The sequence below is a fragment of the Cognatiluteimonas weifangensis genome (genome assembly GCF_003416885.1).
Classification (GTDB): domain Bacteria; phylum Pseudomonadota; class Gammaproteobacteria; order Xanthomonadales; family Xanthomonadaceae; genus Cognatiluteimonas; species Cognatiluteimonas weifangensis.
Genome location: NZ_QVPD01000003.1, coordinates 213,810 through 240,661, shown reverse-complemented (window position 1 = coordinate 240,661; position 26,852 = coordinate 213,810). Strand labels below are relative to the sequence as shown.

Sequence of the window (26,852 nt, the reverse complement as noted above, 5' to 3'; positions counted from 1 at the left end):
TTCGTGATCCCGAAGAAAAAGCCCCGCACATGGCGGGGCTTTTCTCTGCGACTGGTCGGCTCTCATCCTCCTCCGCAAGCGCGAAGAAGGAAGCGCGCTTACTCGATGTCGAGGAAACTGCGCAGCTGCTCCGAGCGGCTGGGATGGCGCAGCTTGCGCAGGGCCTTGGCCTCTATCTGGCGGATGCGCTCGCGGGTGACGTCGAACTGCTTGCCGACCTCTTCCAGGGTGTGGTCGGTGTTCATGTCGATGCCGAAGCGCATGCGCAGCACCTTGGCCTCGCGCGGGGTCAGGCCGGCGAGCACGTCGCGCACCGTCTCCATCAGGTTGGTGTTGGTGGTCGCGTCGATCGGCGACTCGACGTTGGTGTCCTCGATGAAGTCGCCCAGGTGCGAATCCTCGTCGTCGCCGATCGGGGTCTCCATGGAGATCGGCTCCTTGGCGATCTTCATCACCTTGCGGATCTTGTCCTCGGGCATGTCCATTTCCTTGGCCAGCTCCTCGGGCGTGGCCTCGCGGCCGAACTGCTGCAGCATCTGGCGGGAGATGCGGTTGAGCTTGTTGATCGTCTCGATCATGTGCACCGGGATGCGGATGGTGCGCGCCTGGTCGGCGATCGAGCGGGTGATCGCCTGGCGGATCCACCAGGTGGCGTAGGTCGAGAACTTGTAGCCGCGGCGGTATTCGAACTTGTCCACCGCCTTCATCAGGCCGATGTTGCCTTCCTGGATCAGGTCGAGGAACTGCAGGCCGCGGTTGGTGTACTTCTTGGCGATGGAGATCACCAGGCGCAAGTTGGCCTCGACCATTTCCTTCTTGGCCTTGCGCGCCTTGGCCTCGCCGTAGGCCATCGCGCGGCTGATCTCCTTGGTCTCGGCCAGGGTCACCATCATCGACTTCTCCAGGGCGATGGTGGCCTCCTGCTCGGCGATGATCTGGTCCTTGACCTCGCGCAGGCCGCTGGACCACTTCTGCTTGCGCTTGAGGACGTCGTCGACCCAGTGCAGGTTGGTCTGGTTGCCTTCCCAGGCGCGGATGAAGTCCTTGCGCGGCATCTTGGCCACGCGCGTGGACAGCTCCAGGATGCGGCGCTCGTGGTCCTTGATCTCGCCCAGCACCTCGCGCAGTCCGCGCACCAGGGTGTCGACCAGCGGCAGCGGCAGCTTCAAGGTCATGAACAGCGCGGCCATGTCCTCGCGCAGCTTCAGCGCGGGCTTGGCGCTGGGGCCGTGCTTGGCGTAGGCGCGGGTGAACTTGGCGTACAGCGCGCCGAGCTCGTCCATGCGCCGCGCGACTTCGACCGGGTCCGGGCCGGTGGGGCCGGCTTCCTCGGCCTCGTCGGTGGCGGTGTCGTCCTCGTCGTCCTCGTCGCCCTCCTCGTCGTCCTTGGCGCTGACAGCCGGCGCCGGCGCCGGGGCCGGCTCGGGCTCCTCGTCGAGACCGTCGTTGAAGCCGACCACGATCTCGGCCAGGCGTTTCTTGCCGGCCTTGTGCTGCTCGTAGTCCTCCAGCAGCAGGTTGATCGACCACGGGAAGCTGGCCAGCGAGGACAGCATCTGGTTGAGGCCTTCCTCGATGCGCTTGGCGATGGCGATTTCGCCCTCGCGGGTAAGCAGCTCCACCGTGCCCATCTCGCGCATGTACATGCGCACCGGGTCGGTGGTGCGGCCGCCCTCGGCGTCCAGCGCCGACAGGGTGGCGGCGGCTTCCTCGGCGGCGGTGTCGTCGACCTCGCGGCCGCTGCCGGAGGTGCCGGCCAGCAGCAGGGTCTCGGCGTCGGGCGCGATCTCGTGCACCTCGATGCCCATGCCGTTGATCATGCCGATGATGTCTTCGATCTGCTCCGGATCGACCATGTCGTCGGGCAGGTGGTCGTTGACTTCGGCGTAGGTCAGGTAACCCTGTTCCAGGCCCTTGCTGATCAGCTGCTTGATGTCGGACTGCGGGGCCGGACGTTCGTTGGCCATGAGGCGTGCCACCGGGAAAAGGGGTGAAGAGAACCGTGCATTATACTGCGCAGTGCCGGGATCCGGCTTCGACGGCCGCCATGGCACCGCCAAAACCCCGTCCCCCGCGACGCCTCAGGCGCGCAGCAGGAACGTGACCGGGCCGTCATTGACCAGGCTGACCAGCATATGGGCCCCGAAGCGGCCGCTTTCCACCCCCGGCGGGTGGCGGTCGCGGCAGGTTTGCAGCAGTTGCGCGAAGATCCGTTCAGCCTCGGCCGGCGCCGCGGCGGTGCTGAAGCCCGGGCGCAGCCCCGAGGCCGTGTCCGCGGCCAGGGTGAACTGGCTGACCAGCAGCAGCCCGCCGCCGGTGTCGGCCAGGGAGCGGTTCATCCGCCCCTGGGCGTCGGCGAACACGCGGTAGCCCAGCAGCCGCTGCGCCATCCGCGCCACCTGGGCCGCGCCGTCGCCCGGCTGCACCCCCACCAGCGCCAGCAGGCCGGGGCCGATCGCGCCGACGCAGGCGCCGTCGACCTCCACCCGGGCCTGGGTGACGCGCTGGATCAAGGCAAGCATGGGCGGATGCTGGCGCCGCGCGCGGGCGCCGGTCAACCTGAACATGCAGCCGCTAGACTGCCCGCGTGACCGCCTTCGCCGCCCGCCTGCTGTACCTGCTCGCCGCAGCGCTCGGGCGGTTGCCGTGGCCGTGGCTGGACCGCCTCGGCGCGGGCATGGCCCGGCTGTGGCGGCGGCTGGACGCGCGCGAGGCGAGGGTGGCGCGGCGCAACCTGGCCCTGGCCTGGCCGCAGCTCGACGCCGCGGCCCGCGACGCACTGCTGCGCGCGATCCTGCGCACCACCGCGTGCCAGGCGCTGGAAACGCTGCGCTTGTGGACCCGGCCGCAGGCCGACAACCTGGCCCTGATCCGCAGCGCCCACGGCACGGCGCTGCTGGACCAGGCGCTGGCCCGCGGCCGCGGCGTGATCGTCGCCGCGCCGCACTACGGCAACTGGGAGCTGCTCAACCAGTGGCTGGCCGCGCGCACCCCGCTGGCGATCCTGTACCGGCCGCCGGAATCGGCGATCGGCGAGGCGTTCCTGCAACGGGTCCGCGCCGACGACGGCGGCCGCGTCGCCCAGGTGCGGGCGGACGGTCCGGCGGTGCGGCAGCTGTTGAAGCGGCTGCAGCACGGCGGCGTGGTCGGGATCCTGCCCGACCAGCAGCCCAAGGCCGGCGAGGGCGCGTTCGTGCCGTTCTTCGGCCTGCCGGCGCTGACCATGACCCTGCTGCCGCGGCTGGCCGCGCGCACCGGGGCGACGGTGCTGCTGGCCTACTGCGAGCGCCAGCCGCCGGTGCGGGGGGCCGCGCCGGCGTTCGCGCTGCATCTGGAAGCCGCGCCGGCGGAGGTCGCGGCGGCGGATCCGGCGGTCGGCGCGCGCGCGCTCAATGCCGCGATCGAACGCATCGCCCACCGCGACCCGGCGCAATACCAGTGGACCTACAAGCGTTACACCCTGCGCCCGCCGGACAGCGGCGAGGCCAACCCCTACCGCGACCTGGAGCGGCACTGATGCCGGCCCTTGCCCGATGAACGCTGCCCTGCCCGCAGCCGACCACGATGCCGACGGCTGGCAGCCGCTGCCGCGGCGCGCCCGCGCGCTGTTCCTGCTCGGCGGGCTGGGGTTCGCGCTGCCGGCGGCGCTGGTGCCGCTGCTGCTGGCCGGCGCGCTGGACCTGGCCGGCCCCGGCCGCTACGCGCTGGCCGGCGCGCTGCTCGGCGCCGCCTTCGGAGTCTGGCGCGGCGACCGCGCGTGGCGCTACACCCACTGGCGCCTGGACGCGGACGGTTTCAGCCTGCGCCGCGGCCGCCTGTGGCGCGCGGAAACGCGGGTGCCGCAGTCGCGGGTGCAGCACCTGGACCTGCGCCGCGGCCCGCTGCAGCGCCGCTACGGCCTGGCGACGCTGGTGATCCACACCGCCGGCACCCGCCACAGCGCGGTGGCGGTGCCTTGCCTGGACGCGGCCGATGCCGAGCGCCTGCGCGACCGCCTGGCGCGGCAGCGCGACGAGGACGACGATGACGACGCCCCCGCCTGAGCCCGCGACGCACGCCGGCGAAGCGCCCGAGCGCCGGCTGCATCCGCTGTCGTGGCTGTTCGTGCTGATCCAGCAGCTCAAGCAGTTCATCGTGCCGCTGCTGGCGCTGCTGCTGTTCGGCCGCGGCGGCGAGGACGACGCCGGCCAGTGGTGGGCGCTGGTCGGCGTCGGCGTGCTGGCGCTGGGCTCGCTGTGGCAATACTTCACCTACCGCTACCGGATCGGGCACGACAGCCTGGTGGTGCGCAGCGGCGTGCTGCAGCGCAGCCTGCGGCAGATCCCGTTCGCGCGGATCCACAACGTCGCCCTGCACCAGAACCTGCTGCACCGGCTGTTCGGCGTGGCCGAGGTGCGGCTGGAATCGGCCGGCGGGCAGAAGCCCGAGGCGCAGATGCGGGTGCTGCGGCTGGCCGACGCGCTGGCGCTGGAGGCGCTGGTGCGGCGGCGCGCGGGCGCTGCGGCCGCGAGTGGAGACGCCGTCGCCGAGGCCGGCCACACTCTGCTGCGGCTGCCGCTGGCGGAGGTGCTGCGCCTGGGGCTGGTGTCCAACCGCGGCCTGATCGTGCTCGGCGGCGGCGTGGCCGCGCTGTCGCAGTTCAACCCGCGGCTGCTGTCGGGCCTGTTCCAGGGCTGGAGCGAGCGCGCACTGGGCTGGGCGCTGGCGCACGGCCAGAGCGACTGGACCTATGCGGTCGCCGCCGCCAGCCTGCTGCTGGCGTTCGTGCTGCTGTTGCGGCTGTTCTCGGTGGCGCTGGCGCTGCTGCAGTATTCCGGCTTCCGGCTGGACGAGCACGGCCGCCGGCTGACGGTGGAGCGCGGGCTGCTGACGCGGCTGCGCACCAGCACCTCGCGGCGGCGGATCCAGGCTTGGACCCTGCGCGAGAGCCTGCTGCAGCGCTGGCTGCGGCGCCGCAGCCTGCAGATCGACACCGCGGTGGCGGAGGCCAACGGCCAGCCGCGCGCATTGCGCGAACTGGCGCCGATCGCGCCGCCAGCCGCCTGCGACGCCCTGGTCCGGCACCTGCTGCCGCACGCGCAGTGGCCGCCGCCGGACTGGCAGCCGCTGCATCCGCACGCATGGCTGCGGCTGTGCCTGCCGGGCACGGTACTGGCGCTGCTGGCGGGCGCGGCGCTGGGCTGGCGCTTCGGCGCCTGGGGCTGGCTGGCGCTGGCGTGGCTGCCGTGGACCCTGCTGGCGGCGCGCCAGCGCGCGCGCCGCGCCGGCTACGCCTGCGACGCCACCCTGGTGGCGTGGCGCGAGGGCTGGTGGTCGCGGCACTGGCGTTTCGCCGAGATCGACAAGCTGCAGGCGCTGCAGCTCACGCAGTCGCCGCTGGACCGCCGCTGCGGCATGGCCACGCTGTGGCTGGACACCGCCGGCGCCGGCGCACTGGCGCCGCCGCTGCGGCTGCGCTACCTGCCGCTGGCGCAGGCGACCGCGCTGCTGGCGCAACTCGGCCACGCGGTCGCGCGCCGCAGGCTGCGCTGGTGAGCGCGGTGGCGGACAAGTTGCCGCTCTCCGGCGTGGTGATCGCCAAGGACGAAGGCGACCGCATCGGTCGCTGCGTCGCCAGCCTGGCCGCGCTGTGCCGCGAGGTGATCGTGCTCGACTCCGGATCCGGCGACGACACCGTCGCCGTCGCCCGCGCCGCCGGCGCGCGGGTCGAACAGCAGCCGTGGCTCGGCTTCGCGGCGCAGAAGAACGCCGCGATCGCGCGCGCGACGCAGCCCTGGGTATTGCTGCTGGATGCCGACGAATGGCTGGACGCCGCCGCCGGCTCGACGTTGCGCACGCTGTTCGCCGGCGGCGCGGTCGAGCGCGCCGACGTCTGGCGCCTGCAGCGGCGCACGCATTTCCTCGGTACGCCGCTGCAGCACGGCGGCTGGGGCCGGGAGCCGGTCGAGCGCCTGTTCCGTCCGGACCTGCGCTACCTACCCGCCGAGGTGCACGAGAAACTCGACTTGGCCGGCCGCCGCGTGGCGGCGGTCCCGGCGCGGATCGAGCACGACACCGCGCGCTCGTTCGCCGAATACGCGGACAAGCTGCAGCGCTACGCGCAGCTGTGGGCGCAACAGCGCCGCGCCGCCGGCCAGCGCGCCGGCGCGCTGGCGGCGCCGCTGCACGCGGCCGCCTACTGGCTGAAGAACTACCTGCTGCGCGGCGGCTTCCTCGACGGCCCGATGGCGCGTCGCTTTCACGCCCTGCACACACGCTATGTGTTCTTGAAATACAAGCTGTTGCGCGGCTGAACGAACGACGGCAGGCCCGGCCGCGACAGCGCTGTCCCCCTCTAGGATTGCGCGCCCCCAGCCGCCCGCTCCCGTGCCGCCCGCCAGCCTCAGCCTGATCGTCACCACCTACAACTGGCCGCAGGCGCTGGCCGTGGTCCTGGACAGCGCGCGTCGCCAGACCCGGCTCCCCGACGAGGTGATCGTCGCCGACGACGGGTCCGGCCCCGACACCGGCGCGCTGGTCCGCCGCCTCGCCGCGGGGTTTCCGTGCGCGCTGCGGCATGTCTGGCAGGAGGATCGCGGCTTCCGCGCGGCGCGCGTGCGCAATCTGGCGATCGGCGCCGCCGGCGGCGACTACGTGCTGCTGCTGGACGGCGACATGGTGCTGCATCCGCGGTTCGTCGCCGACCACCTCGCCGCCGCCCGCCGCGGCAGTTTCGTGCAGGGGTCGCGCGCGCTGGTCTCCGCGGCGTTCAGTGCCAGGATGCTGCAGCAGCCCTGGCTGCGCCCCGCGTTCTTCAACAGCGGCCTGGTGCGGCGCCGCCACACCGTGCGGCTGCCGCTGCTGTCCCGCGCCTACCTGCAGCTGCGCGACGGCCGGCCGCGCATGATCAAGAGCTGCAACCAGGGCTGGTGGCGCGAGGACCTGCTGCGCCTCAACGGTTTCGACGAGCGCATGCACGGCTGGGGCCGGGAGGACGACGAACTGGCGCTGCGCGCCTGGCACGCGGGCCTCGCCTGCCGGCAACTGCGGTTGTCGGGCCTGGCGTTCCACCTGCACCACCGGGAACGCCACAGCAACGGCGCGAGTCCGAACGACGTCTATCTGGCGCAGACGCGGACCTCGCACCGCACCCGCTGCGACCTCGGCATCAGCGCTCACCTCGCCGAATTCGCGCGCCGTCCGGCACCCGACCTGCGCGCGGATCCGGCTGCCGCGCCAAACGTCTACTAGTCGTCGCAGCCCGCGGTCGCCGCCGCCGGCAGCAGCCACCAGCCGCGGCGGTTGGAAACGCTCAGCTGCCGCGCCTGCGAGCGGTCCACGCACGCGGCCAGGGCGCTGTCCTGCACCAGCAGCCAGCGCCGCGCCGGCGCCTGCCTCTGCCAGGCGATGCCGCGACGCCACTGCTCGGCCGGCTCCACCCGGAAGCCGAAAGTGGCCGCCGGGCGGTCGGCCATCAGCAGGTTCTGCTCCTTCCACGCCACCAGCCCCAGTTCCGCATCCGGGCCGATGTGCGCACCGGCCTCGCGCATCAGTCCGCGCGCAGAGCTGGAGTTGTTGAGCAGCGGATACCCGACCAGCCCGTACAGCACCCACAGGCCGATCAGCAGCGACAGCAGGCCGGCGATCGCGCGCCGGCGGCCGCACCACAGCAGACTGCCCGCGCCCCAGCCGCCCATTGCCAGCAGCAGCCAAGCGCCGGCCTGCACTTCGGCCGCCGACACGCCGCGCTCCACGATCAGCCGGCGCTCGAAGCCCGGCTCGCCGGCGAGCATCGCCAGCCCGGCCGCCAGCAGCGTCGACGCCAACACCGCGCCGAACGCCAGCGCCAGCCGCTGCGCGCCCGCCTTGCGCACGATGCCGGGCAGCAACGGCGCCAGCGCCAGGCACACCATCGGCAACGCCGGCAGGATGTACATGTCGCGCTTGCCCGCCGGAATGGTGAAGAACAGCAGCACCAGCAGCCACCAGCCCAGCGGCAGCAGGTAGCGCGGATCGCGCCGTTGCAGGCGACGTTTCCACGCCGGCAGCGCCCACGGCAACGCCAGCAGCGTCGGCAACCACATCGTCGCCATCACCCCGAGGAAATACCAGGGCGGCTGGCCGTGGTCCCAGGAGTCGGCGTAACGCTTGGCGGTCTGCCGCAGCAGCAGGTCGTCGAGGTAGGCGCGGTAGGCGGGATCGGGCTGCGACAACGCGGCCACGGCCATCGGCAGCAGCCACAGCGCGACCGCCACGAAAAACGCAAGCGGGCCGAGCCAGAAGCGCGCGTCGCGCGCCGGAAAGCGCAGGCCACGCCAGCCATGCCACGCCGCGTACGCCGCCGGCAGCAGCATTGTCAGCGCGAGCACGCCGACGCCCTTGGTGATCGTGCCCAGGCCGGCGGCGAACCAGCCCAGCATCCAGAACGTCCAGTCCGGCGACGGATCGGCGCGCGTGCGCAGCAGGAAGCGCAGGAACCCGTAGTTGGCCAGGGTGATCCAGAACACCACCAGCGGATCGATCTGCGCGCGCTTGGCCTGGTAGGTGAACTGCAGGGCCAGCAGCAGCGCCCAGCCGGCGTAGACGCCCACGCGCCGCGTCCACAGCCGCCGGCCGAGGTCGGCCACGCACCACAGCGTACCCAGCGCCGCCAGCAGCGACGGCAGCAGGAAGGCGACGCGCCAGTGGCCGGTCAGCGTGTATGCCGCCGCCTGCAGCCACATGAACAGCGGCGGCTTGTCCGAATACAACTCGCTGCCGCGATGCGGGAACAGCCAGTCGCCGCTTTCGACCATCTGCCTGGCCACCAGCGCGAAGCGCGGTTCGTCGGCCGGCCACGGATCGCGCAGGCCCAGGCCGGCGCCGAGCACCAGCAAGGCGAGGAACCAGAACAGCCAGGTGTCGCGGGAGCGGGGGGACAGGCGCATGCGGGGACGGGGCGGGGAACGCAAGAGGAGGGAACGTTAGACGAAATGCAGCAGTCGGGCGATGACAGCCCTGCTCCCGGCGTCGCTGCCGCGGCTCGATGGCCGTCGTGCTTGCGGGCCCGGGCCGAGCGCTCCCGCGGCGGCGGGGACTTCCGGACTTCTGGACTTCGAACTTCTGGACCTCGAACTTCCGGACTTCGAAGTTCCGGCTTCCGCCTCAGATCCGGGGTGTCCGGTTCACGGCGCGCGTTTCACCAGCCGCGCGTAGAAAAAGCCGTCCATGCCGTCTTCGCCCGGCAGGCGCTGGTGGCCGTGGCCGCTGTCGCGGCCGAAACGCGCATCCAGCGGCTGCAACTGCGCGTCCGGCGTGCGCGCCAGGAATGCGGCGACCTGGGCGTCGTTCTCCGCGCGCAGGATCGAACAGGTCGCGTACAGCAGGGTGCCGCCGGTGGCGAGCGTCGGCCACAGCGCGTCCAGCAGCCGCGCCTGCAGCGCGCACAGCGCGTCGATATCCGCGGCCCGTCGATGCAGCAGGATGTCGGGCTGGCGGCGGACGATGCCGGTGGCGCTGCACGGCGCGTCCAGCAGGATCGCGTCGAACGGCGCGCCGTCCCACCACGCGCCGACGTCGGTCGCATCGGCGGCGTGCAGTTGCGCCTGCGCGCCCACGCCCAGGCGCGCGAACGTGGCCCGCAGCCGCTGCAGGCGCTCATAGTCGATGTCGAGCGCGGTCAGGCGCAGCGTCGGGTCGCGTTCGAGCAGGTGCGCGGCCTTGCCGCCGGGTGCGGCGCAGGCGCCCAGCACGCGCGCGCCGGCGGCCGGCGCCAGCGCCTCGGCGACCAACTGCGCGCTGCCGTCCTGCACCGACAGCGCGCCGTCGGCGAAGCCGGGCAGCGCCGACACCGGCACCGGCGCGTCGATGCGCAGGCCGTCGGGGCAGCGCGGACCGGGCTGCGCCTGGATCCGGCTCGCTTCCAGCCGCGCGCTGCAGGCGGCGACGCTGCCGCGCTGCCGGTTGACGCGCAGCCACAGCGGCGCCGGCAGCGCGCTGGCGGTGACGATCGCATCCAGCTCGCCCGGCCAGTCCTCGCGCAGCCGGCACAGCAGCCATTGCGGCCAGGCCGCGGCCGCACTGGAAGCCGGCAGGCCCTCGCGCAGCGTGCGCCGCAGCAGCGCGTTGACCAGTCCGGCTTGGTGCATGCGGCCCAGCGCGCGCGTCGCGTCCACCGTGGCCGCCAGCGCCGCGTGCGGCGGCAGGTGCAGGCTGTCGAGCTGGGCGAAGCCGGCGTACAGCAGCGCGCGCAGCGGCCCGTCGCGGCGCCCCGGCGGCTTGCACATCCATTGCGCCAGCGCCGCGCCGTAGCGCGCGTGCTCGCGCAGGGCGGCGAAGGCGATCGCCTCCAGCAGCGCGCGGTCGCGCGGATCGTCGAAGGTGGGCAGTTGCGCCGCCAGTTCCGCTTTCAGCGAGTGCCCCTGGTGCAGCACCGCATCGAGCACGCGCGCGGCCGCCGCGCGCACCGCGACGCCCGCCGGTGCGTTCATGCCTGCGGCGGCAACGGCCGCGCGTTGAGGTAATCGGCGGCGCCGAGCGCGCGGCCGCCCTCGCGCTGCAGCACCTCGATGCGCAGGGCGTCCTCGCCGCAGGCGACATCGATGCCCGCGCGCCCGGCCGCCAGCACCGTGCCCGGCGCGGCGGCGTGCCGGCAGGGCAACACGTGCGCGGCGTGGATGCGGATGCGCTCGCCGCGCAGCTGCGCCTCGGCTACCGGCCAGGGATGGAAGGCGCGGACCTTGCGCGCCAGGACGGCGGCCGGCTGCGCCCAGTCGAGCTTCGCCTCGGCCTTGTCGAGCTTGCGCGCGTAGGTGACGCCGGTGTCCGGCTGCGGCTGCGGCACCGGCTTCATGCCCGCGCGCAACAGGCCGAGACCGTCGGCCAGCGTCTGCGCGCCGAGCTCGGCCAGGCGCGCGTGCAACTGGCCGGCGGTTTCGTCCGCGCCGATGGCGGTGCGCTGCGACAGCAGCACCGGACCGGTGTCCAGGCCTTGTTCCATCTGCATCAGGCACACGCCGGTTTCCGCGTCGCCGGCTTCGATCGCGCGCTGGATCGGCGCGGCGCCGCGCCAGCGCGGCAGCAGCGAGGCGTGCACGTTCCAGCAGCCGTGGACCGGAATCTCGAGGATCTTCGGCGGCAGCAGCAGGCCGTAGGCGACCACCACCAGCAGGTCCGGCTTCAGCGCCCGCAGCGCGTCGCGCGAGAGCTGCGACTTCAGCGATTCGGGCTGCAGCACCGGCAGCCCGCGCGCGAGCGCCTCGCGCTTGACCGGCGAGGGCTGCAACCCACGGCCGCGGCCGGCCGGGCGGTCGGGCTGGGTATAGACCGCGACCACCTCGCCGCGCTGCGCGGCGGCGCGCAGCGAGGGCACGGCGAATTCCGGGGTGCCGGCGAAGACGATTCTCAGGGGCATGCGCAGGGTTCCTGCCTGTCCGCGTGCGATGCGGCCGGGGCGCTGCGCCCGGATGGCGCGGGCACGACGCCCGTGCCGCGACGACGGTGCGCGCCGGCGCTCAGGCGGCAGCCGACTGCTTGCGCTGCTTGAGCAGCTTCTTGCGCACCAGCTCGCGCTTGAGCGGCGACAGGTAATCGACGAACAGCTTGCCGTCCAGGTGGTCCATCTCGTGCTGGATGCAGACCGCGAGCAGGCCGTCGACCTCCAGCGCGAACGCCGCGCCGTGGCGGTCGAGCGCGGTCACCGCGATCTTCTCGGCGCGGGCGACGTCGGCGAAGATGCCCGGCACCGAGAGGCAGCCTTCCTGGAACACCTGCTCGCCGCTGCGCGCGGTGATGACCGGATTGACGAACACCAGCGGCCGGTTCTTCTCTTCCGACACGTCTATGACCATGAACCGCTTGTGCACGTCGACCTGGCTGGCGGCCAGGCCGATCCCGGGGGCGGCGTACATGGTCTCGAACATGTCGTCGAGCAGGCGCTGGGTGGCCGCCTCGGCCAGCCACGCCGGCTCCACCGGCGCCGCCTTGGTGCGCAGCCGGGGGTCGGGGAACTCGAGGATCGGGAGCAGGGCCATGGCGGGGAGCGTATCGGCGAAAACGGGGGCGGCGGTCACATCCGCGGGCGCCGGGGCTGGCGCAGGGTGGATTGTAGCGCCCAACGCTTGCCAAGGCCCGTGTTTTCTGGGCTATATTGGCCCGGCTGTACGGGGAAATTCTCAAGGGGAGCGGGTAGATGGCCGCCAAGCTTAAGCGCCTTTCTCAAGGGCTGCGCACGGTTTTCGCCGTCGCGCTGCTGACCGTCGCGACATACGCGGCCGCCGTGGAAATGCGCGGCGACCACCCCGACCGCTATGTCGTCCAGCGTGGCGACACGCTCTGGGACATCGCCGGGCGCTTCCTGCAGAAGCCGTGGCTGTGGCCGGAAATCTGGCAGGCCAACCCGCAGATCCAGAACCCGCACCTGATCTACCCCGGCGACGTGATCTCGCTGGCCTACCTGGACCGCGTAGCGGTGCAGCCGGGCCCGCGCGAGGGCGCGCCGATCGACGCGATCCCGCTGGTGCAGGTGGAACCGTTCCTGAAGGACCTGCGCGTGGTCGACGGCTTCGAGCAGTTGCCCTACGTGGTCGGCCTGGAAGAGGACCGCCTGCGCAGCAGCCAGGGCCAGCTCGCCTACGTCCGCGGCCTGCCCGACGCACAGCCCGGCCAGCGCTACGCGGTGGTGCGCCCGACCCAGCGCTACACCCACCTGGACCGCAGCGGCATGTGCTGCGACCTGTTCCACAAGGACGACCTGGATTTCCGCGGCCGCCGGATCGCCGACTCCCAGAACTACTGGACCGACGTGGTCACTCCGGACAAGGGCAACGAGGTCCTGGGCTACGAGCTGATGCGGGTCAATGCCGGCACCATCACCCGCGGCGAGGTCGGCGGCATCAAGGCCAGCACCCTGCTGCTGGACGACTCCGCGCGCGAGGTACGCATCGGCGACCGCCTGGTCGCGGTCGATGCGCAGCCCTACGACCTGCAGTTCTTCCCGCACCCGCCGGCGCAGCAGCTCGAGTACGGCCGTGCCCGGGTGCTGGCGGTGGCCGACATGCTCACCACCGGCGGCCCGCGCGACGTGGTCGCGCTGTCGATCGGCGCGCGCGAGGGCGTGGACAACGGCACCGTGTTCTCGGTCTGGCGCGTGGGCAGCAACGCCGTGGACCGGGTCGAGTACGGCGCGGAGCGCGGCGAGGAGACCGTGCCCTACGAAGCCAAGGTGCGGCTGCCGGACGAATTCGCCGGCCACGTGCTGGTGTTCCGCACCTTCGACAAGATGAGCTACGGCCTGGTGATGGACAGCGTCAAGCCGACCCGCGTGGGCTACGAGCTCAAGCATCCGGACGCGCCGTACTGAGATTCGGAAGTTTCCGACAGCTCATCGCGACGGCGCCCGAGGGCGCCGTCGCCGTTTCCGGCCTAGCCTGCGGGCATGCTCGAGGACACCGACGCCCTGCTGCTCCTGCATGCCGCCGGCGGCGCAGTGGCGCCGCGTCGCGCCCTGCTCGACGCCCACGCCACGCCCGCGGCGGCCCTGGCCGCCGGCCCGCGGGCGTGGCGCCGGCAGGGCCTGGACGCCGACCAGCGGCGGGCGCTGCGGCACCCCGACGGCGCCGCGCTGGCGCGCAGCCGGGCCTGGCTGCAGGCGCCGCGGCGCCACCTCGTCGGCTGGCACGACCCCGACTACCCGGCGCTGCTGCGGCGCACCGCCAGCCCGCCGCTGGCGCTGTTCGTCGCCGGCGACCCGGCAGTGCTGTGGCATCCGGCGGTGGCGGTGGTCGGCAGCCGCTCGCCCAGCGCCGGCGGCCGCGACAACGCCGGCGACTTCGCCCGCGCGCTGGCCGCGGCCGGCCTGGCGGTGACCAGCGGCCTGGCCACCGGGATCGACACCGCCGCGCACGAAGGCGCCCTGGCCGCCGGCGGCCTGACCGTGGCTGTGCTCGGCACCGGCCCGGACGTGCCCTACCCACGCGCCAACGCCGGCCTGCACGCGCGCATCGCCGCCGCCGGCGCCGTGGTCAGCGAGCACGCGCCCGGGACCCGCGCACGCCCCGAGCATTTCCCCAGCCGCAACCGAATCCTCGCCGGGCTGGCGCTGGGCACCCTGGTGATCGAGGCCGCGCAGCGCTCCGGGGCCCTGATCACCGCGCGCCTGGCGGCCGATGCCGGACGCGAGGTGTTCGCGGTCCCGGGCTCGATCCACAACCCGCTGGCCCGCGGCTGCCACCGCCTGATCCGCGACGGCGCCGGCCTGGTCGAATCGGCGCAGGAGGTCGTGGCCGCGATCGCCCCGGTGGCCGCGGCCCTGGCCGACGCCTTGCGCAGCCGCCTGGCGACCCCCACATCGCCAGCCACGACCACCGCCGGGTCCGTCCCCGGCGTGCTCCGCGAGGACCCCGACTCCCAGCGCTTGTGGCAGGCCCTCGGGCACGACCCCACAGGTATGGATCGGCTCGTCTCACGCACCGGATTGACGGCCGCGGAGCTGTCCTCCATGCTGCTGCACATGGAGCTGGAAGGCCGCGTGGTGGTGGAACACGGCCGCTATTCCCGCAAGGGCTGAGGAGCCGCTCCCGGGGGGTTCCCGCGCCGCGACGCAGGACGCGTCGCCACCGCCATCGCCGGACCGATGGCGGCGGCACCCCGCCGCGGCAGGGTGCCACGACGCCGGCGGGCAGGACGCCCGACGGCGACACACCGGCACGCGCCCAGGCGCGCCGCCGGTACTCCTGATCGACGCGCCGCTCGCGGCGCAGGCCGAGGGAAATGAAAGAGAGCATCCTGGACGTCCTGCTGTACCTGTTCGAGCACTACTTCACCGAAGACGCCGCCCCGCCACCGGGCGAGCGTCCGCTCCCCGGCCGGGACCAGCTGGCCAACAGCCCGCTGCTCGACGAGCTGACCCAGGCCGGCTTCAGCCCGGCCGAGATCCACAAGGCGTTCGACTGGCTCGATGCCCTGGCCGCGCAGCGCCCGGACGCCGGCGCCGCGCGCGCCGACGGCCCGATCCGCGTCTATTTCGGCCCCGAGCTGGACAAGCTCGATGTCGACTGCCGCGGCTTCCTGCTGTTCCTGGAACAGCACGGCGTGCTCGACGCCGACCAGCGCGAGCTGGTGCTGGACCGGGCCATGGCCCTGGACCAGGACGAGCTGGATCTGGACGACCTGAAGTGGGTCGTGCTGATGGTGCTGTTCAACCAGCCCGGCAGCGAGGCCGCCTACGCCTGGATGGAAACACAGATGTTCCTGGACGAGCCGGAACCGGTGCATTAGCCCCGCGCCGGACCCCGCGTCCGGCCCTCCCGGCTTGACAGCCGTGGCCGCGACGTGATTCCACTGTATTAAGCAAATCCCCCGACGCCCGAGGCCGCCGGCCCCGGGCGTCGCCTTGTGTCGCCGCCGCCCCGCGGCGCGGCACACCCCCGAACGAGACCCCGCCGCATGGCCAAGAACCTGCTCATCGTCGAGTCGCCGGCCAAGGCCAAGACGATCAACAAGTACCTCGGCAAGGACTTCACCGTGCTGGCGTCCTACGGCCACGTCCGCGACCTGGTGCCCAAGGAGGGCGCGGTCGATCCGGCGCACGGCTTCGCCATGCGCTACGACCTGATCGAGAAGAACGAGCGCCATGTCGAGGCGATCGCCAAGGCGGCGAAGGCGGCCGACGCCCTGTACCTGGCGACCGACCCGGACCGCGAGGGCGAGGCGATCAGCTGGCACATCGCCGAGATCCTGCGCGAGCGCGGCCTGCTCGAAGGCAAGCCGCTGCACCGGGTGGTGTTCACCGAGATCACCCCGCGCGCGATCCGCGAGGCGATGACGCAGCCGCGGCAGATCGCCGCCGACCTGGTGGACGCGCAGCAGGCGCGGCGCGCGCTCGACTACCTGGTCGGCTTCAACCTGTCGCCGGTGCTGTGGCGCAAGGTCCAGCGCGGCCTGTCCGCCGGCCGCGTGCAGTCGCCGGCGCTGCGCATGATCGTCGAGCGCGAGGAGGAGATCGAAGCCTTCGTCGCCCGCGAGTACTGGTCGATCGAGGCCGAGTGCGCGCATCCCTCGCAACCCTTCACCGCCAAGCTGGTGAAGCTGGACGGGAAGAAGTTCGAGCAGTTCACCGTCACCGACGGCGACAGCGCGCAGGCGGCGCGCGAGCGCATCGCCCAGGCCGCCGGCGGCGCCCTGCACGTCACCGACGTGGCCAGCAAGGAGCGCAAGCGCCGGCCGTCGCCGCCGTTCACCACCTCGACCCTGCAGCAGGAAGCCGCGCGCAAGCTCGGCTTCACCACCAAGCGCACGATGCAGGTCGCGCAGAAACTGTACGAGGGCGTGGCGATCGGCGAGGAAGGCACGGTCGGCCTGATCAGCTACATGCGTACCGACTCGGTCAACCTGTCGGCCGAGGCGCTGGCGGAACTGCGCGACGTGATCGCGCGCGACTTCGGCACCCGCGCATTGCCGGACAAGCCGAACTTCTACACCACCAAGTCCAAGAACGCGCAGGAAGCGCACGAGGCGGTGCGCCCGACCTCGGCGCTGCGCACGCCGGCGCAGGTGGCGCGGTTCCTGTCCGACGACGAGCGCCGCCTGTACGAGCTGATCTGGAAGCGCGCGGTGGCCTCGCAGATGGTGCCGGCCACGCTCAACACGGTGTCGGTGGATCTCGCCGCCGGCAGCGCGCACGGCTTCCGCGCCTCGGGCACCACCGTGGTCGACCCCGGCTTCCTCGCCGTGTACGAGGAGGGCAAGGACACCCGCGGCAAGGACGACGAGGACGAAGGCCGCAAGCTGCCGCCGATGAAGCCGGGCGAGCGCGTGCCGCTCGACCGCATCCACGCCGACCAGCACTTCACCCAGCCGCCGCCGCGCTTCACCGAAGCGGCGCTGGTCAAGGCGCTGGAGGAGTACGGCATCGGCCGCCCGTCGACCTACGCCTCGATCATCCAGACCCTGCTGTTCCGCAAGTACGTGGAAATGGAAAGCCGCAGCTTCCGCCCGACCGACGTCGGCCGCGCGGTCTCCAACTTCCTCAGCAGCCACTTCACCCGCTACGTCGACTACGACTTCACCGCCCGGCTCGAGGACGAACTCGACGCGGTGTCGCGCGGCGAGGAGGAATGGGTGCCGCTGATGGAGAAGTTCTGGGGCCCGTTCAAGGAACTGGTCGACGACAAGACCGAATCGGTCGACCGCTCCGAGGCCACCGGCGCGCGCGAGCTGGGCACCGACCCCAAGAGCGGCAAGCCGGTCAGCGTGCGCCTGGGCCGCTACGGGCCGTACGCGCAGATCGGCACCGCCGAGGACGCGGACAAGCCGACCTTCGCCTCGCTGCGCCCGGGCCAGAGCATGCACACGATCGCGCTGGCCGATGCGCTGGAGCTGTTCCGCCTGCCGCGCAAGCTGGGCGAATCCGGCGGCGAACAGGTCAGCGTCGGCATCGGCCGCTTCGGCCCGTTCGCCAAACGCGGCAGCGTCTACGCCTCGCTGAAGAAGGAGGACGATCCCTACACCATCGACCTGGCGCGCGCGGTGGCGCTGATCGAGGAAAAGGAAGAGATCGCGCGCAACCGCATCATCAAGGAATTCCCGGGCAGCGACATCCAGGTGCTCAACGGCCGCTACGGGCCGTACATCAGCGACGGCAAGCTCAACGGCCGCATCCCCAAGGACCGCGAACCGGCGTCGCTGACGCTGGAGGAAGTGACGCAGTTGCTGGAGGAAACCGGCAAGCCGATGCGCGGCCGTTTCGGCAAGAAGGCGGTGGCGAAAAAGGCGCCGGCGAAGGCGGTGAAGAAAACCGCGGCGAAGAAGGCACCCGCCACAAAGGTCGCGAAGAAGACGGCGAAGAAGGCCGCGAAAAAGACCACCCGCAAAGCGGCCGGCAAGGCCGCGACGAAAGCGCGGCGAGCCGCCGTCCGCAAACCGGTCGCGGCGCCGGCCGAGGCCGCCGGTTCGCTGTCGACGCCGGCCAAGGGCGTGCGCGGCAGAAAGCGCGTGGTGAAGAAAGCGCCCACCGGCGACGACGCGCCGTTCTGAGGCGGCGCGCCGGTGGCGGGCATGCCCGCACCCACGCCGCCGTTGCACGTGGCGCGACCCGATGACTGCGCATCCGGCCACCGCGGCGTGCGGACATCCGCACCACGCCCACCACCGGACCACGCCTGCAACCGGTGCGACGGCGTTAAGCTGGCGGCCATGTCGACTGAACTCACGCCCCTCGCCGCCGCCGCCCTGCTGCGCCGCGGCGGGGTTCTCGCCTATCCGACCGAGGCCGTCTGGGGCCTGGGCTGCGACCCGTTCGACGAGGCTGCGGTGCGGCGCCTGCTGGCACTCAAGCAGCGCGCGGTCGACAAGGGCCTGATCCTGATCGCGGCCGCGGCCGGGCAGTTCGACGGCCTGCTCGACTGGGACGCATTGCCGCCCGAGCGCCGCGCCGCGGTGCACGCCAGCTGGCCCGGCCCGCACACATGGATCGTGCCGGCGACGGCGCGGGTGCCGCGCTGGATCACCGGCGCCCACGCCGGCGTCGCGGTGCGGGTCAGCGCGCACCCGGACGTGGTCGCGCTGTGCACCGCCTTCGGCGCGCCGCTGGTGTCCACCAGCGCCAATCCGGCCGGCGCGCCGCCGCCCCGGCGCCTGGCCGAGCTGGATCCGGCGCTGCGCGCCGCACTCGACGGCGTCGTTGCCGGCGAAACCGGCGAGCGCACCCGCCCCAGCACCATCCGCGACGCGCGCAGCGGCGCCACCCTGCGCGGTTGAGGGCTGAATCCGCGCAAACCTCGCTCCCGGGTGCCGGCTTGGCGCGGCTGCGGGGGCAGCGCAAGATGCGCGCATGCGTGGCATCCCGCTCCGGTTCGTGTTCGCCCTGCCGTGGCTGCTGGCGCTGCCGTCGCTGACGGCGGGCGAGGTCACGATCTACCGCTGCACCGATGCCCGTGGCCACCTGACCCTGCGCGACACGCCGTGCGCGCCGGGCGAGCGCCAGGAAACCCGGGCGATGGTCCGCCCCCGCGACGCCGTGCCGGCCGCCGCACCGATCGCCACCACGCCGCCCCCGCCGCCCGCCGCCGCCGCACCGGCGCCGATCCTGGTGCTGCGCGCGCCACAGCCGCTGTACGAATGCATCACCCCCGACGGCGAGCGCTACACCAACGACAGCGCCGAGGGCCGCCCGCGCTGGGTACCGCTGTGGACGCTGGGCTACCCGGTGGCGCGCGCGCCGCACCACCACGCGCACGCCGGTGCCGACCTCGCCATCACCGGCGGCAACGTCAGCCTGCACGCCGGCGGCAGCGTGCTGACGCGGCCGGCGCATTCCGGCCACCCGTGGTATCCGGCCCTCGCCGGCACCTGGATCCGCGACGCCTGCCATGCGCTTCCGCAGCCGGAAGTCTGCGCCCGCCTGCGCGACCGCCGCGACGAGATTCGGCGCCGGTTCTTCAATGCGCAGCCGTCCGAGCGCGACCTGCTGCGGGTCGAGGAGCGCGGCATCAACGCCCGCCTCGACAGCGACTGCGGAGCCCGCTGATGCGGCGCGCCTGGCTGGCCGCGGCGCTGTGTTGCGCGCTGCCCTCCGCCGCGGTGACGGCGCAGCAACGGCAGGTGGTGATCTACCGTTGCACCGACGCCAGCGGCCAGGTCACCGTGCAGAACGACGTCGCCTGTCCCCCGGGCACGCGGCAACGCAAGCAGGTCATCGACGTGCCGCCGCCGCTGCCGAGCTACCAGCCGCGCGACGTGCGCATGCCTGCGGTCGTGGCCGAGGAGCGGGCGCAGGCCGACGCGGCGATCGCCGCCGCGCTGCCGCCGCCGGTGCCGGCCGCCGCACGCCAACCGCCGCCGCCGCTGTTCCAGTGCAGCACCTGGGACCAGCAGCAGTACCTCACCGAGGAGGCAACGCCGCAGGAACGCTGCGCCCCGCTGCAGGTCGTGGGACTGGACGGCGTCTCCCCCCAAGGCGCCGCGCGCGCCTGCCAGACCGTGGTCGACGCATGCCAGCCGGTGGCCGCCGAGGCCTTGTGCCAGGCCTGGCAGCGGCGCGTGGACGAAGCCGAATTCCGCTGGAAGTTCGCCGGCGCCGGCGCCGGCGACGCGCGCCGGCTCGAATACGAACAACTGGCCGCGACGCTGGCCAACAGCGCCTGCCCCTGACGCGTGCCCCGCGGTGCCCTGGACGCCGGTGACGCTAGAACCCGTAGCGCAGGAAGCCGCCGTCCACCGCGATGCATTCCCCGGTGACGTAGCTGGCCGCCGGCAGGCACAGGAACGCGACCGCCGCGGCGACCTCTTCCGGCTCGCCGACGCGGCCCATCGGCGTGCGCAGCAGGACCTCGTCCAGGTAGTCCGGATCGGCCAGCTTGGCCGAGGTGCGGCGGGTGCGGATGTACCACGGCGCGACCGCGTTGACGCGGACGCCGTCCTCGGCCCATTCCACCGCCAGGTTGCGGGTCATCTGGTGCAGCGCGGCCTTGGCCATGCCGTAGGGCGCGCCGCTGCGCACGTGGGTCAGCCCGGACACGCTGCCGACGTTGACGATGCTGGAGGTCGCGTGCCGGGTGAGCAGCGGGTAGGCGTAGCGCGCCAGTTCGAAGGCACTGAACAGGTTGAGTTCGAAAATCTGCCGCCACTCGTCCTCGGTGTAGTCGCTGGTGGCGCGGGTGAGGTTGCCGCCGGCGTTGTTGACCAGGATGTCCAGGCCCTCGCCGCGGTCCTCGACCCAGTCCAGGATCTCGCGCCGCTGCTCCTCGTCGGCGACATCGGCGGCCAGCGCGTGCACCTGGTCGTGGCCGAACTCGTCGGCCAGGTCCGCGCGCGCGTGCTCCAGCGCGGCCGGGTCGCGGGCGACGATCAGCACCTGCGCGCCGAAGCCGAGCAGCTCGCGCGCGATCGCATGGCCGATGCCGGCGCTGCCGCCGGTGACCAGGGCCAGTTGTCCGTCCAGACGCCAGCGGTTGCTGTCCATCGGCCTCGTCCCGTCGTCGGCGGCGGCCGCCGCGTCGGCGTAGCATAGCCTGCGTGGCTTGGGTCCTCACCCGGCTATCCGGAGCGCGCCGCCATGACCGTCATCGCCCGTGCGTTCGCGTTATCCACGCTGCTGCTGGGCGCCGCCGCCTGCAGCCGGCCCGAGCCGCCGCCGACCGACCGGCCGCCGGAACCGCAGGCCACCCCGCCACGGGCGACGCAACTGCGCGATGCGATCCAGCGGCCGCTCGACCGCGCCAAGGCGGTCGAGCCGCAGGTGCTGGACGCGGCCAGGCAGCAGCGGGCGCAGATCGACGCGCAAACCGGCGGCTGAGCGCCGCGCGCGTCCTTGCCCGCATCGGCCCCGGAAAAAGCCGGATAGTCGTCGGGATTCGTCGGCGCCGCCGCTCGCCCCGGCTTGCGCTGGGGGAGAGCGGCGACTCGGTCTCGCCTAGAACGGCAGCGCCAGGTCCGGCTTGAGCGCGAGCAGTTGCTCGCGGAACGTCGCCTGGATCCGCTCCAGCGCGGCCTGCGTATCGGCGTCGAAGCGCAGCACCAGCACCGGCGTGGTGTTGGACGCGCGCACCAGGCCCCAGCCGTCGGGCCAGTCCACGCGCAGGCCGTCGATGGTGGAACTGCGCGCACCCTCGAACCGGGCCGCGTGGCGGAACCGCTCGACGAAAGCGTGCGGATCGCCGTCGGGCGCGTCGACCTTGAGTTCGGGCGTGGACACGCCGTTGGGCAACGCATTGAGCTGCTCGCTCGGCGCCTGCGGATGCGCGGCGAGGATCTCCAGCAGCCGCGCGGCGGCGTAGATGCCGTCGTCGAAACCGTACCAGCGCTCGGCGAAGAAGAAGTGGCCGCTCATCTCGCCGGCCAGCTCGGCCTCGACCTCGCGCATCTTCGCCTTCATCAGCGAGTGTCCGGTCTTCCACATCAGCGGGCTGCCGCCGTGGCGCAGGATGTGCCCGGGCAGGCGCCCGGTGCACTTGACGTCGTACACGATCACCGCGCCGGGATTGCGCTCCAGCACGTCGGCCGCGAACAGCATCAGCACGCGGTCGGGGTAGATGATCGCGCCGTCGCGGGTGACCACACCGAGGCGGTCGCCGTCGCCGTCGAAGGCGATGCCCAGGTCCGCATCCAGGCGCTCGACCATCCGGATCAGGTCGGCGAGGTTGTGCGGCTCGCTCGGGTCGGGATGGTGGTTGGGGAAGTTGCCGTCGATCTCGCAGTACAGCGGTGTGACCTCGGCGCCGATCGCCTCCAGCACGCGCGGGCCGAGCCCGCCGGCGACGCCGTTGCCGGCATCGACCACGACCTTGAGCCGGCGGTCGATCTGCACGTCGGCGGCGATCCGCGCGACGTAGTCGTCGCCGATCTCGCGCTGGGCGAGGGTGCCGGGGGCGTCGGCGGTATGCAGGCGGTCCTCGGCGATGCGCGCGTACAGGTCGACGATGGCGTCGCCCGACAGCGTGGTGCCGCCGACCACGATCTTGAAGCCGTTGTAGTCGGGCGGGTTGTGGCTGCCGGTGACGGCGATGCCGCAGCCGGTGCGCAACTGGAAGCCGGCGAAGTACACCACCGGGGTCGGCACCATGCCGATGTCGATGACGTTGCGGCCGGCCTTGCGCAGGCCTTCGACGAGGCCGGCGACCAGGTCCGGGCCGGACAGGCGGCCGTCGCGGCCGACCACGATGTCGTTCAGGCCCTGCTCGAACATCAGCGTGCCCACGGCATGGCCGATCAGTTCGGCCACGCCGATGTCCAGCGTTTTGCCGACGATGCCGCGGATGTCGTAGGCGCGGAAGATGTCGCGCTCGATCCGTACCGGTCCCGGCTTGGCGGCGTCGGCGGCCGCGACGGCCACCGGCGCCGCTGGTGCGGGCGCCGGCGCCTGCTGCAGCGCCTGTGCCAGCGTCGGCTCGGCGGACGCGGAATCCGCGGCAACGACGGGACCCGCGCCCACGCCGCGGCGCAGCGCCAGCCACGCCGCCAGCGCCAGTCCCAGCAGCACCAGGGCGACGACCAGCGACGCGATCGCGCCGAGGCCGAACGCCCCGACGGTTTCGTCCGGCAGGGCCGCGGCCACGCGCAGGGCGGTGCCCGGGACCTTGGCCGCCAGCGCCTCGGCACTGGTGGCCAGCGCCGGGTCGCCGCGCTCGAGCACGGTGTAGTTGCCCTGGCGCAGCGCCAGGTAGCTGTCGTCGGCAACCGCGGCGCCCTGCAGCGGCTGCGTCGCCAGCGCCAATGGCAGTCGCACGTAGGCGACGCCCGCGACGCGGTCGCCGGCGCGCGCCGGCGCGGCCAGCACCAGCCGCACTCCGTCGTCCTTGACGATGCGCGCCACCGGCGCATTGGCTTCCAGCGCCGCCTCGGCGGCCGCCAGCCGACCGAAGCCGGTCTGCGGCAGGCCGGTGTAGGCGGCGTCCAGGTCCGGCGGCAGGATCTCGACCTGCTCCACGCGCGGCCAGCCGGCTTTCAGCTGCGCCGCGGCGCCGGCGACGTCGCCGGTCGCCAGGGTCGCCTGCAACGCCGAGGCGCCGAGGCGGTCGCCGAGACGGTCGAGCTGCTGCTGCAACGCATGCGCGGTGCCCTGCACCGCGAGGTCGCGCGCCTGCTGCAGCGCCTGGCTGCGGTGGGCATCGCGCAGCTGCTGCCAGCCGCTCCAGGCCAGCCACAGCGCCAGCAGCACGCAGAGCGCGGCCAGCAGCGGCAGCAGGCGACGCAGTTGTGCGGCGGGCAGCCGCAGGCGCAGTTTGGACTCGGTCATCGTCTTGCTCCCCGTCAGCGCACGCCGGTATGGCCGAAACCGCCATCGCCGCGCGCACTGTGCTGGAAAGTATCCACCACCTGCAGCGCCGCACGCACGATCGGCAGCAGCAGCAGCTGCGCGATGCGGTCCCCGGGCTGGATGGTGAAGGTTTCGACGCCGCGGTTCCAGACGCTGATCAGCAACGGGCCCTGATAGTCGGCATCGATCAGGCCGGTGCCGTTGCCGAGCACGATCCCGTGCTTGTGGCCCAGCCCCGAGCGCGGCAGTACCAGCGCGCACAGGCCCGGGTCGGCGAGGTGGATCGCCAGGCCCGAGGGCACCAGCGCGGCATCGCCGGGGGCCAGCGCCAGCGGCGCGTCCAGCGCCGCGCGCAGGTCCAGCGCGGCGCTGGCGGCGGTGGCGTAGTCGGGCAGCGGCCAGTCGCGGCCGTAGCGCGGGTCCAGCAGCTTGACTTGCAGCGGCTGCACGGCGGGCGGCGGGGTGTCGGACGGGGCGCAAGGATCGGTCATGGGCGGGCCAGGCGGGTGGCGAGGAGGTCGAGCAGGGCGTCGGCCAGCTGCGTCTTCGGCGCCGGCCCGAGGGCCCGGGCGAAGCCGTCGCGGCCGTACACGGTAAGCGCGTTGTCGTCGCTCTCGAAGCCGCTGCCGGCGACGCCGACGCGGTTGGCGGCGATCAGGTCCAGGCGCTTGGCGAGGAGCTTGGCGCGGGCGTTGGCCTCCAGCTCGTCGGTCTCGGCGGCGAAACCCAGCACCAGCGGCGGCCGCTGCGGATGCGCGGCGACGGCAGCCAGCACGTCGGCGGTGCGCACCAGCTCCAGGGTCAGGGTGTCGACCCCGGCGCGCTTCTTCAGCTTGTGCGCGGCGACCGTGCGCGGGGTCCAGTCGGCAACCGCGGCGGCGCCGAGATAGGCATCGGCCGGCAGCGCGGCCAGCACCGCCGCGTGCAGTTGCGCGGCCGAGCGCACGTCGATCCGATGCACGCCGGCAGGCGTTTGCAGGTGCACCGGCCCGGCGACGAGCACCACCTCGGCGCCGCGGCGCGCGGCGGCGGCGGCCAACGCGAAGCCCATCTTGCCGCTGCTGCGGTTGCCGATGAAGCGGACCGGGTCGATGTCCTCGTAGGTCGGGCCGGCGCTGATCAGCAGGCGTTGGCCCGCCAGGGTGGCGGCACTCACGCAGCCGCGCCCGCGGCGAGGTCGGCGACGATCGCCGCCGGCTCGCGCAGCCGCCCGGGGCCGGATTCGCCTTCGGCCAGCGGGCCGTCGTCGGGGCCGATCACCTGCACGCCGCGCGCGCGCAAGGTGGCGAGGTTGGCTTGCGTGGCCGGATGCAGCCACATGCGATGGTTCATCGCCGGCGCCACTGCCAGCGGCGCGGTGGTCGCCAGGCACAGGGTGCTGACCAGGTCGTCGGCGAAGCCGTGCGCGAGCTTGGCCAGCAGGTTGGCGCTGGCCGGCGCGATCAGCACCTGCTGCGCCCAGCGCGCCAGTTCCAGATGCCCCATCGCCGCCTCGGCGGCGGGGTCCCACAGCGAGGTGCGCACCGGCTGGTGCGAGACCGCCTGGAAACTCTGCGCGCCGACGAAGCGCTGCGCGTTGTCGGTCATCGCCACCCGCACCGTGGCGCCGGCCTCGCGCAGCCGCCGCACCAGTTCGACCGCCTTGTAGGCGGCGATGCCGCCGCTGACGCACAGCAGCACCCGCCGCTCCGCCAGGGCCTGCGATGCGCCGGCCAGGGTCGATACCTCGGTCATCGGTAGGAAATTTCCTACGTGCAAGCGAGCCGTTAGCTTACCCGAAGCCCCGCCGGGGGCCGATGCCGCGCGGCTGCGCCGGGCGGGATGCTGCGGCCATGCAGATCCGCGACTGGCCCGCCGCCGAACGTCCCCGCGAAAAGCTCGTCGCCCGCGGCGCCGCGGCGCTGTCGGACGCCGAGTTGCTGGCGCTGTTCCTGGGCTCCGGCCTGCGCGGGCAGGACGCGGTGACGACCGCGCGCGGGCTGCTCGCCGCCCACGGTCCGCTGCGCACGCTGCTGGAGCGCAGCCCGGCCGAACTGGCCGGCCTGCCCGGGCTCGGCCTGGCTCGTGCCTGCCAGCTGAATGCCGCACTGGAGTTGTGCAATCGCTACCTCGCCGCCGGGCTGGAGCGCGGCGAGGCGCTGACCGACCCCGGCGCCGCCGGCCGCTACTTCGCCCAGCGCCTGCGCGGGCATCCGCACGAGGTGTTCGCGGTGCTGTTCCTGGACACCCGCCATCGCGCACTGGCGTTCGAGGAGCTGTTCCGCGGCACCGTCGACGGCGCTGAGGTGCACCCGCGCGAAGTGGTGCGGCGCGCGCTCGCGCACAACGCCGCGGCGGCGATCGTCGGCCACAACCATCCCAGCGGCAGCAGCGAGCCCAGCGCCGCCGACCGCGCCGTCACCGCACGACTGAAGCAGGCGCTGGCATTGGTCGACATCCGCCTGCTCGACCATTTCGTGGTCGGCGACGGCGCGCCCGCCTCCCTCGCCGCCCGCGGCTGGGTCTGACGCGGAAGATCGGCTTCGGAAGGAGTCGCCGCCCGGCGGGCTGGGGGTGCTGCGCCCTCCTGACGACCTCCTGTCTTTAAGTCGGGTCGTGGACCCTCCATGGTCCACTCTCCGCACCCCCAGCCCGCCGGCCGGCGACTTCGTGAGCTTGGAGTCCATCGCTTCGGGCGGCTTTTTTCTGCAGGCGCCGACTCACTGTGCAGAAGCCGGTGGCCCGGCCTGTGCGGGACCGTCGGCGGCATGGATGCCGCCGAGGAGCCTACAGGGACGTATTCACGGCGTGTCCCGCACAGGCCGGGCCGCCGGCTTCCCTCGCAGATGTTTCCGCACTTGCGGGATGGATTCAAGGTGTGTCCGCACAGGCCGGGCCACTGGCCTCAGCCGAAGAGGTTCCCGCATGGCGAGGCTGGGCAACGCAAACGTCAGGATCGAAGGCGCGGTCTCGCCCCCACGTCCGCGCCGGTCCAAGAAAGCCGTTGCCCGTCGCAAGGGCACCCGTCACCGCCGCCAGGCATGTGCGGTTACGGTCTGCGGCCGACAGGAGCGGGGGCGATGATGTCGGCATCGGTGGCTGTCGCGGCGAGCGCACGGGCATGTCGCCCGCGAAAGCGGGGGCGCTCGCGTACAATGCGGGG

Annotated in this window: 23 protein-coding genes and 1 pseudogene; 14 read left to right on the top strand and 10 right to left on the bottom strand. The window is 73.0% G+C overall.

Features of this window, described 5'->3' with window-relative positions; translation table 11 throughout:
• Window positions 1–98: 98 nt before the first annotated feature.
• Complete coding sequence (gene rpoD / locus D0Y53_RS04410; protein ID WP_117201985.1) at window positions 99–1,967, bottom strand: RNA polymerase sigma factor RpoD; 1,869 nt, start codon at window positions 1,965–1,967, stop codon at window positions 99–101.
• Window positions 1,968–2,081: 114 nt separating this feature from the next.
• Window positions 2,082–2,522, bottom strand: coding sequence for a D-aminoacyl-tRNA deacylase (gene dtd, locus D0Y53_RS04405; protein ID WP_117201984.1), 441 nt, complete (start codon window positions 2,520–2,522; stop codon window positions 2,082–2,084).
• A 65-nt stretch (window positions 2,523–2,587) separates the two neighbouring features.
• Between dtd and D0Y53_RS04400 the strand changes: the two genes are divergently transcribed.
• From D0Y53_RS04400 to D0Y53_RS04380, 5 genes are all read left to right on the top strand, one after another.
• Window positions 2,588–3,517, top strand: a complete 930-nt coding sequence (locus D0Y53_RS04400) for a lauroyl acyltransferase (protein ID WP_117201983.1) — start codon at window positions 2,588–2,590, stop codon at window positions 3,515–3,517.
• A 16-nt stretch (window positions 3,518–3,533) separates the two neighbouring features.
• On the top strand, window positions 3,534–4,043 hold the full coding sequence (locus D0Y53_RS04395) for a PH domain-containing protein (protein ID WP_117201982.1): 510 nt from the start codon (window positions 3,534–3,536) through the stop codon (window positions 4,041–4,043).
• Complete coding sequence (locus D0Y53_RS04390) at window positions 4,024–5,535, top strand: PH domain-containing protein (RefSeq protein WP_117202071.1); 1,512 nt, start codon at window positions 4,024–4,026, stop codon at window positions 5,533–5,535. Before D0Y53_RS04395 ends, D0Y53_RS04390 begins: the two co-directional genes overlap by 20 nt.
• Window positions 5,532–6,293 carry a glycosyltransferase family 2 protein gene (locus D0Y53_RS04385; protein ID WP_158550570.1) on the top strand — a complete coding sequence of 254 codons (762 nt, stop codon included), beginning with the start codon at window positions 5,532–5,534 and terminating at the stop codon, window positions 6,291–6,293. The genes D0Y53_RS04390 and D0Y53_RS04385 overlap by 4 nt, the downstream gene beginning before the upstream one ends.
• Before the next feature lie 73 nt (window positions 6,294–6,366).
• Window positions 6,367–7,230 carry a glycosyltransferase family 2 protein gene (locus D0Y53_RS04380; protein ID WP_117201980.1) on the top strand — a complete coding sequence of 288 codons (864 nt, stop codon included), beginning with the start codon at window positions 6,367–6,369 and terminating at the stop codon, window positions 7,228–7,230.
• On the opposite strand, the gene D0Y53_RS04375 is transcribed toward D0Y53_RS04380, so the two are convergent.
• From D0Y53_RS04375 to def, 4 genes are all read right to left on the bottom strand, one after another.
• Complete coding sequence (locus tag D0Y53_RS04375) at window positions 7,227–8,906, bottom strand: ArnT family glycosyltransferase (protein WP_117201979.1); 1,680 nt, start codon at window positions 8,904–8,906, stop codon at window positions 7,227–7,229. The two genes, D0Y53_RS04380 and D0Y53_RS04375, sit on opposite strands and share 4 nt — an antisense overlap.
• A gap of 237 nt (window positions 8,907–9,143) precedes the next feature.
• Entirely contained in the window at window positions 9,144–10,448 is a 1,305-nt protein-coding gene (gene rsmB, locus D0Y53_RS04370; RefSeq protein ID WP_117201978.1) for a 16S rRNA (cytosine(967)-C(5))-methyltransferase RsmB, read from the bottom strand.
• Window positions 10,445–11,365 carry a methionyl-tRNA formyltransferase gene (gene fmt / locus D0Y53_RS04365; protein WP_117202070.1) on the bottom strand — a complete coding sequence of 307 codons (921 nt, stop codon included), beginning with the start codon at window positions 11,363–11,365 and terminating at the stop codon, window positions 10,445–10,447. Before fmt ends, rsmB begins: the two co-directional genes overlap by 4 nt.
• Window positions 11,366–11,471: 106 nt before the next feature.
• Entirely contained in the window at window positions 11,472–11,990 is a 519-nt protein-coding gene (gene def, locus D0Y53_RS04360; RefSeq protein WP_117201977.1) for a peptide deformylase, read from the bottom strand.
• A 158-nt stretch (window positions 11,991–12,148) separates the two neighbouring features.
• Between def and D0Y53_RS04355 the strand changes: the two genes are divergently transcribed.
• The 7 genes from D0Y53_RS04355 to D0Y53_RS04325 all read left to right on the top strand — a co-directional run bounded on the left by D0Y53_RS04355 (window position 12,149) and on the right by D0Y53_RS04325 (window position 20,106).
• Complete coding sequence (locus D0Y53_RS04355; protein WP_117201976.1) at window positions 12,149–13,318, top strand: LysM peptidoglycan-binding domain-containing protein; 1,170 nt, start codon at window positions 12,149–12,151, stop codon at window positions 13,316–13,318.
• Between the two features lie 75 nt (window positions 13,319–13,393).
• On the top strand, window positions 13,394–14,524 hold the full coding sequence (gene dprA, locus D0Y53_RS04350; RefSeq protein ID WP_117201975.1) for a DNA-processing protein DprA: 1,131 nt from the start codon (window positions 13,394–13,396) through the stop codon (window positions 14,522–14,524).
• A 203-nt stretch (window positions 14,525–14,727) separates the two neighbouring features.
• Entirely contained in the window at window positions 14,728–15,234 is a 507-nt protein-coding gene (locus D0Y53_RS04345; protein ID WP_117201974.1) for a DUF494 family protein, read from the top strand.
• Between the two features lie 168 nt (window positions 15,235–15,402).
• Window positions 15,403–17,991, top strand: coding sequence for a DNA topoisomerase I (locus D0Y53_RS04340; protein WP_117201973.1), 2,589 nt, complete (start codon window positions 15,403–15,405; stop codon window positions 17,989–17,991).
• 159 nt (window positions 17,992–18,150) lie between these two features.
• Window positions 18,151–18,714 carry an L-threonylcarbamoyladenylate synthase type 1 TsaC gene (gene tsaC, locus D0Y53_RS04335; RefSeq protein ID WP_117201972.1) on the top strand — a complete coding sequence of 188 codons (564 nt, stop codon included), beginning with the start codon at window positions 18,151–18,153 and terminating at the stop codon, window positions 18,712–18,714.
• Window positions 18,715–18,787: 73 nt separating this feature from the next.
• Window positions 18,788–19,483 (top strand): DUF4124 domain-containing protein, encoded by a 696-nt coding sequence (locus D0Y53_RS04330; RefSeq protein ID WP_117201971.1) that lies wholly within the window; start codon window positions 18,788–18,790, stop codon window positions 19,481–19,483.
• Window positions 19,483–20,106, top strand: coding sequence for a hypothetical protein (locus D0Y53_RS04325; protein ID WP_117201970.1), 624 nt, complete (start codon window positions 19,483–19,485; stop codon window positions 20,104–20,106). The genes D0Y53_RS04330 and D0Y53_RS04325 overlap by 1 nt, the downstream gene beginning before the upstream one ends.
• Window positions 20,107–20,140: 34 nt before the next feature.
• Here D0Y53_RS04325 and D0Y53_RS04320 read toward each other — a convergent pair whose 3' ends face one another.
• The gene (locus D0Y53_RS04320; RefSeq protein WP_117201969.1) at window positions 20,141–20,917 is read right to left on the bottom strand and encodes an SDR family oxidoreductase; all 777 of its coding nucleotides are present in this window, start codon (window positions 20,915–20,917) and stop codon (window positions 20,141–20,143) included.
• A 93-nt stretch (window positions 20,918–21,010) separates the two neighbouring features.
• Between D0Y53_RS04320 and D0Y53_RS04315 the strand changes: the two genes are divergently transcribed.
• The gene (locus D0Y53_RS04315; RefSeq protein ID WP_117201968.1) at window positions 21,011–21,250 is read left to right on the top strand and encodes a hypothetical protein; all 240 of its coding nucleotides are present in this window, start codon (window positions 21,011–21,013) and stop codon (window positions 21,248–21,250) included.
• 117 nt (window positions 21,251–21,367) lie between these two features.
• On the opposite strand, the gene D0Y53_RS04310 is transcribed toward D0Y53_RS04315, so the two are convergent.
• The 3 genes and pseudogenes from D0Y53_RS04310 to coaBC all read right to left on the bottom strand — a co-directional run bounded on the left by D0Y53_RS04310 (window position 21,368) and on the right by coaBC (window position 25,426).
• Window positions 21,368–23,689, bottom strand: a complete 2,322-nt coding sequence (locus D0Y53_RS04310; protein WP_117201967.1) for a phosphomannomutase/phosphoglucomutase — start codon at window positions 23,687–23,689, stop codon at window positions 21,368–21,370.
• A 14-nt stretch (window positions 23,690–23,703) separates the two neighbouring features.
• On the bottom strand, window positions 23,704–24,201 hold the full coding sequence (gene dut / locus D0Y53_RS04305) for a dUTP diphosphatase (RefSeq protein ID WP_117201966.1): 498 nt from the start codon (window positions 24,199–24,201) through the stop codon (window positions 23,704–23,706).
• Window positions 24,198–25,426: pseudogene (gene coaBC / locus D0Y53_RS04300) on the bottom strand (bifunctional phosphopantothenoylcysteine decarboxylase/phosphopantothenate--cysteine ligase CoaBC). The gene dut and the pseudogene coaBC overlap by 4 nt, the downstream one beginning before the upstream one ends.
• A 116-nt stretch (window positions 25,427–25,542) precedes the next feature.
• Between coaBC and radC the strand changes: the two are divergent.
• Window positions 25,543–26,217, top strand: a complete 675-nt coding sequence (gene radC / locus D0Y53_RS04295; RefSeq protein WP_117201965.1) for a RadC family protein — start codon at window positions 25,543–25,545, stop codon at window positions 26,215–26,217.
• The last annotated feature ends 635 nt before the right edge of the window (window positions 26,218–26,852 follow it).